This is a genomic window from Caulobacter sp. (genome assembly GCF_035254145.1).
Classification (GTDB): domain Bacteria; phylum Pseudomonadota; class Alphaproteobacteria; order Caulobacterales; family Caulobacteraceae; genus Caulobacter.
Genome location: NZ_DATFAV010000135.1, coordinates 1 through 4501, shown reverse-complemented (window position 1 = coordinate 4501; position 4501 = coordinate 1). Strand labels below are relative to the sequence as shown.

The window sequence follows — 4501 nt, the reverse complement described above, 5'->3', positions numbered from 1 at the left end:
CCTCACCTCCCGCCGCTACGCGGCGGGTCCCTCCTCTCCCTATGGGAGAGGGGTTGTTTCGGGGCGCTCTTCGGCTCATCTGAAATCCCATGACCGACGACATCCTCGATCGCGCCGCCGACGCGGCCCTGGCCCTGGCGGCTGACCAGCCCTGGCCGTCCGTCTCGCTGCGCGACATCGCCGTGAAGGCCGCCGTTCCCTTCCCGGACCTCTACGCCAAGGCCCGGAGCCGGCTGGCGGTGCTGGCGCGGGTGTCCGAGCGCTTTGACCGGGCCGCGCTCGAGATCGACTATCCACCAGGCTCGGCCGCCCACGACCGCCTGTTCGACGCCGCCATGGCCCGGCTGGAGGCGATGGAGCCGCACCGGACCGCTTTGCTGAATATGGCCAAGGCCGAGGGGCCGCTGGTCTCGGCGACCCGCTTTCCGAGCATCGCCCGGGCGATGCTCGAAGCCGCAGGCGTCCCCGCCACCCCGCCGCGCCTCCTGGCCATGACCGCCGTCTGGGCCCGCGTCGTCCAGGTCTGGCGCGACGACGAAGGCGCGCTGAACCGCACGATGGCCGAGCTCGACAAGCGGCTGAAGCAGATGGCTGAGCGGCTGGGAAAGATCGGGGCGGGGTTTTAGAGGGTAATGAAGATGCTCCCCCGCATCGTGGGGGAGCTGTCGCGGAGCGACTGAGGGGGCGAGCGCCGTGAGGAACCGAGCTGGCCCCCTCCGCCCCTCTGGGCCACCTCCCCGCGTCGCGGGGGAGGATCGTGCGCCTCACCCCGGCAACCGGATCAGCGCCCGTAGCCCCCCCATCGTCGAGCGTGACAGCACCAGATCCCCGCCCAGGCCCCGCGCCATGTCGCGGGCGATGGCCAGGCCTAGGCCCACGCCCTTCTCGTTCTGGTTCCGGCTCTCGTCGAGGCGCGAGAACGGCTTGAAGGCTTCCTCGTAGCGGTCCTCCGGGATGCCTGGCCCGTCGTCATCGACCGCGATCTCGACGCCGCCGGTCTGGCGCGGCGTGGCGGTGACCTTGACCCGGTCGGCATGGGCGACGCCGTTGTCGACCAGATTGGCCAGAGCCCGGCGGAAGGCGAGGGGCCGCACGCGCGCCTCCAGTCCCCGGGTGATCTCGGTCTCGACCAGGGCGCCCGCCCGCTCGGCGTCGGCGACCACGCCCTCGACCAGCTCGGACAGATCGACCGTCCGCGCCTCCTCGCCGCCCTCGCCGCGGGCGAAGGCCAGATACTCGTCGATCATGTGCTCCATTTCGGAGAGATCGCCCTTCATGGCCTCCAGCTGCTCGCTGGGCTCGGACATGGCCATTTCCAGCTTCAGGCGGGTCAGCGGCGTGCGCAGGTCGTGGCTGACGCTGGCCAGCAGGGCCGTGCGCTGCTCGATATGGCGGACGATCCTCGCCCGCATGGCCAGGAAGGCGCGGGCGGCCTGGCGGACCTCGCGCGCGCCGTGCGGCTTGAAATCGTGGTCCTCGCCGCGGCCGAAGGCGTCGGCGGCGTCGGCCAGGCGCTCGATCGCCCGCACCTGGTTGCGGATGAACAGGATGGCAATGGCCGTCAGCAGCATGGTCGCCACCACCATCCACAGGATGAAGATGTGACCCTGGGTGGCGTAGGCGCGGTCGCGCAGGGCGTAGATCTGCAGGACGCCGTCCTTCACCTGCACGCGGATGTCGATATAGGCCGTGTAGCGGGTCGTATCGAACCAGAACGGGTTGTCGAGCCGGTCCTCCAGGGCCTTCTGCAGCGACCGATCCAGCGCCGCGAACAGCGAGGGGCGGTGGCTGGTGGGCAGCTTACGGCCCGGCTGGAAGGCGATCGACAGCGACATCGAGTCCTCGGCCCGCTTGGCCAGCTTCTCGACGGCCGCGGGGCTGGGATCGTCCTCGTAGGACTGCACCGCCCAGGCGATATCGCCGGCCAGGCCCTCCGAGAGCTTGCTGGTCACCGACTGCCAGTGGGCGTCGAAGAACGCCCAGGTCACGGCGATCTGCATCACCGCCACCGGCAGGATGATGATCAACAGGCTGCGCCCGAACAGGGTGGTGGGCAGCAGACGCTTGATCGGGCGGGGGATGTGGAGGCGGGCGGAGAGGGGCACTTCTAAATCCTCCCCCCAGCGGGGGAGGCGGCGCCGAAGGCGACGGAGGGGGAAGATATTCCCACGCCCGCCACTTCCCCCTCCGTCCGCTGCGCGGACACCTTCCTCGCTGGGGGAAGGATTTTCAAATACATGGCCATCAATCCGGCGCCAGCCGGTACCCGATCCCCCGCACCGTCTGCAGGTACCTCGGGTTCTTCGGGTCCGGCTCGATCTTGCGGCGCAGGCGGGTGACCTGGACGTCGACCGCCCGGCCGGTGGCGTCGGCGGTGTCGCGGGCCAGCTCCAGGCGGTCGACGGGGTCGTGGGCCGAGCGGGCCAGGCGGCGCATGAGGGTGACCTCGGCCTCGGTCAGGCGGATCACCTCGCCGTCGCAGGTCAGCTCGCCGCGCTCGGGCTCGAAGGTGCAGCGGCCCAGGCTGAGCGCGGCGGACCGGGTCCCGACCGGCCGGGCGGACGAGCGGCGCAGGATCGCCTCGATGCGCAGCAACAGCTCCTGCGGCTCGAACGGCTTGCCCAGATAGTCGTCGACGCCGTTGGACAGGCCCTCGATCCGGTCGGCCGTCTGGTCGCGCGCGGTCAGCATCAGGATCGGCGTGCGGCCGGCCTCGCCGCCCTTGGCGCGCAGGCGCTTGGTGAAGGCCATGCCGTCCTCGCCCGGCATCATCACGTCCAGCACCATCAGGTCGAAGTCCAGGGCCTCGAACAGCTTGTCGGCCCCGGCCGCGTTCGAGGCGGCGGTGACGCGAAAGCCCGCCCGGCCCAGGAATTCCTTGATCAGCTTGCGCAGGCGGTCGTCGTCGTCGACGACCAGCAGGTGGCGCTCGCGGCGCTCGTCGGGGCTCATGGCGCGGTCCGCCGGCCAGCGCCCTGGCGCGACCCGGCCAAGGCGGCCAGGATCCGCCGCGTGCCCGCCACCCCGTCGAGGCCGCCGGTGCGATAGGCCCTCGCCAGTAGGGCGCGCAGGCGCTCGGCCGTGCGCTGCTCGAAAGCCACGCCCTCGGACGTCAGGGTGGCCGGGCGGCGACGGCCGTCCAGCTCGCCGGCCCCGCGCTCGACCAGCCCGGCCTTCTGAAGGTCGGCCAGGGTGCGGCTGGCGGCCTGCTTGGACAGGCTGGTCAGCTTGGAAAGGTCCTGCACCCCGATGCCAGGCCGGCGGCGCAGCAGGAAGGCCGCGCGCCAGTGCGAACGGCCCAGGCCGACGCTCTCGCTCTCGAGAACGGCGTCGACGGCGGCCCACAGCGAGGCCTCGGCCAGCAGGATCAATTCGAGCCCGCCGTCCAGCTCCTCCTCGCGGAGGATCAGACGCGGATCGTCCGAACCGGGCTGCAGCGGAGCTATCATCAAGCGAAGTCCATTTTATTTGACGCGCTCGCCCTCGGGGCGTCTAAGGGCCGGGTTTCCAATAAGGAGGTCTTGGGCCGATGTCTCTGGTTCCCTTCGACGATCGTGATGGTTGGATCTGGCTGGACGGCCAGTTCGTTCCCTGGCGCGAGGCGAAGGTGCACGTACTGACGCACGGCCTTCACTACGCCTCGTCCGTCTTCGAGGGCGAACGGATGTACGGCGGCGAGATTTTCAAGCTGACCGAGCATACCGAGCGCCTGTTCAAGTCGGCGGAGATCCTCGACTTCAAGATCCCCTACACGGTGGCCGAGATCGACGAGGCCTGCAAGGCGACGGCGGCCAAGAATGGCCTTTCCGACTGCTATGTCCGCCCGATCGCCTGGCGCGGCAGCGAGATGATCGGCGTCTCGGCGCAACAGACCAAGATCCACGTGGCCATCGCCGTCTGGGAATGGCCCAGCTATTTCGACCCGGCCACCAAGGCCAAGGGCATCCGCCTGACCTGGGCCAAGTACCAGCGTCCCGACCCCCGCACCGCCCCGGTCGCGGCCAAGGCCGCCGGCCTCTACATGATCTGCACCATCTCCAAGCACGCCGCCGAGAAGGAAGGCTATGCCGACGCGATGATGCTGGACTATCGCGGCTACGTGGCCGAGGCGACCGGCGCCAACGTGTTCTTCATCAAGGACGGCGTGCTGCACACCCCCAAGCCCGATTGCTTCCTGGACGGCATCACCCGCCGCACGGTGATCGCCATCGCCAAGGACAAGGGGATCGAGGTCGTCGAGCGCCACATCCAGAAGGAAGAGCTGGCCGGCTTCACCGAGTGCTTCATCGTCGGCACCGCCGCCGAGGTGACCCCGGTGTCGGAAGTGGGCGAGTTCAAGTTCACGCCGGCCAAGCTGTCGCTGGACCTGATGGACACCTACGCCGCCCTGGTGCGCGGCCAGGCGATGGCGGAAGCTTAAGCGCTTTCACGCCGGACATGAAGACGCCGCCCAGGGGGACCTGGGCGGCGTTTTTCTGTTTGATTTTCCTCTCGTCATCCC

General features: G+C 69.6%; 5 protein-coding genes. 2 read left to right on the top strand and 3 right to left on the bottom strand.

From position 1 onward, the window contains the following. Positions 1-89 precede the first annotated feature (89 nt). On the top strand, positions 90-626 hold the full coding sequence (locus VJ655_RS08095; protein WP_324110557.1) for a TetR family transcriptional regulator: 537 nt from the start codon (positions 90-92) through the stop codon (positions 624-626). A gap of 138 nt (positions 627-764) precedes the next feature. Here VJ655_RS08095 and VJ655_RS08090 read toward each other — a convergent pair whose 3' ends face one another. From VJ655_RS08090 to VJ655_RS08080, 3 genes are all read right to left on the bottom strand, one after another. After that, positions 765-2105, bottom strand: coding sequence for an ATP-binding protein (locus VJ655_RS08090; protein ID WP_324110556.1), 1341 nt, complete (start codon positions 2103-2105; stop codon positions 765-767). A 139-nt stretch (positions 2106-2244) separates the two neighbouring features. Next, entirely contained in the window at positions 2245-2952 is a 708-nt protein-coding gene (locus VJ655_RS08085; protein WP_324110555.1) for a response regulator, read from the bottom strand. Then, the gene (locus VJ655_RS08080; protein ID WP_324110553.1) at positions 2949-3449 is read right to left on the bottom strand and encodes a MarR family winged helix-turn-helix transcriptional regulator; all 501 of its coding nucleotides are present in this window, start codon (positions 3447-3449) and stop codon (positions 2949-2951) included. Before VJ655_RS08080 ends, VJ655_RS08085 begins: the two co-directional genes overlap by 4 nt. An 80-nt stretch (positions 3450-3529) precedes the next feature. On the opposite strand from VJ655_RS08080, the gene VJ655_RS08075 reads away from it, so the two are divergent. Next, positions 3530-4420 (top strand): branched-chain amino acid aminotransferase, encoded by an 891-nt coding sequence (locus VJ655_RS08075; RefSeq protein WP_324110552.1) that lies wholly within the window; start codon positions 3530-3532, stop codon positions 4418-4420. Positions 4421-4501 lie beyond the last annotated feature (81 nt).

Excerpts from the sequence above, each read along its gene's own strand:
- VJ655_RS08075 (WP_324110552.1), top strand. The coding sequence starts at position 3,530 with ATGTCTCTGGTTCCCTTCGACGATCGTGATGGTTGGATCTGGCTGGAC.
- VJ655_RS08080 (WP_324110553.1), bottom strand. The coding sequence starts at position 3,449 with ATGATAGCTCCGCTGCAGCCCGGTTCGGACGATCCGCGTCTGATCCTC.
- VJ655_RS08085 (WP_324110555.1), bottom strand. The coding sequence starts at position 2,952 with ATGAGCCCCGACGAGCGCCGCGAGCGCCACCTGCTGGTCGTCGACGAC.
- VJ655_RS08095 (WP_324110557.1), top strand. The coding sequence starts at position 90 with ATGACCGACGACATCCTCGATCGCGCCGCCGACGCGGCCCTGGCCCTG.